Below are 541 nucleotides of genomic sequence, written 5' to 3' on the forward strand. Positions count from 1 at the left end.
AGTCCCCTGCTCTACCGACTGAGCTATCTGGGCATTTGGCGGAGAGGGTGGGATTCGAACCCACGGCCCCTTTCGAAGTCACTGGTTTTCAAGACCAGCTCCTTAAACCACTCGGACACCTCTCCATATTTTACTTCCAATGATTCATCCGAGGATCGAACTCGGGACACCCTGATTAAGAGTCAGGTGCTCTGCCAGCTGAGCTAATGAACCCTACTTTAATATTTAATGGCTGGGGATGCAGGACTTGAACCTACGCATACATGAGTCAAAGTCATGTGCCTTACCGACTTGGCTAATCCCCAATATATGTGGTGAGCGCACAGGGATTCGAACCCCGGACACACGCCTTAGAAGGGCGTTGCTCTATCCAGCTGAGCTATGCACCCACAATAAATATGTATAAATTAAATAAAAAATGGTGCGGATGAAGGGAGTCGAACCCCCACGCCAATGGCGCTAGATCCTAAGTCTAGTGCGTCTGCCAATTCCGCCACATCCGCGCATTTTTTTGGTGGAGGATGGTGGATTCGAACCACCG

5 tRNA genes are annotated in these 541 nt (G+C 50.1%); all 5 read right to left on the reverse strand.

Going from position 1 to position 541, the window contains the following annotated elements:
* Nucleotides 1-36 precede the first annotated feature (36 nt).
* The 5 genes from KGF48_RS19825 to KGF48_RS19845 all read right to left on the reverse strand — a co-directional run bounded on the left by KGF48_RS19825 (nt 37) and on the right by KGF48_RS19845 (nt 503).
* Nucleotides 37-125, reverse strand: a tRNA-Ser gene (locus tag KGF48_RS19825).
* Between the two features lie 15 nt (nt 126-140).
* Nucleotides 141-213: transfer RNA gene (locus KGF48_RS19830), tRNA-Lys, on the reverse strand.
* A 16-nt stretch (nt 214-229) separates the two neighbouring features.
* A tRNA-Gln gene (locus KGF48_RS19835) sits at nt 230-305 on the reverse strand.
* A 7-nt stretch (nt 306-312) separates the two neighbouring features.
* Nucleotides 313-389, reverse strand: a tRNA-Arg gene (locus KGF48_RS19840).
* Nucleotides 390-419: 30 nt separating this feature from the next.
* Nucleotides 420-503: transfer RNA gene (locus tag KGF48_RS19845), tRNA-Leu, on the reverse strand.
* Nucleotides 504-541 lie beyond the last annotated feature (38 nt).

The sequence above is a fragment of the Clostridioides sp. ZZV15-6388 genome (assembly GCF_020657755.1).
Classification (GTDB): Bacteria; Bacillota; Clostridia; order Peptostreptococcales; family Peptostreptococcaceae; genus Clostridioides.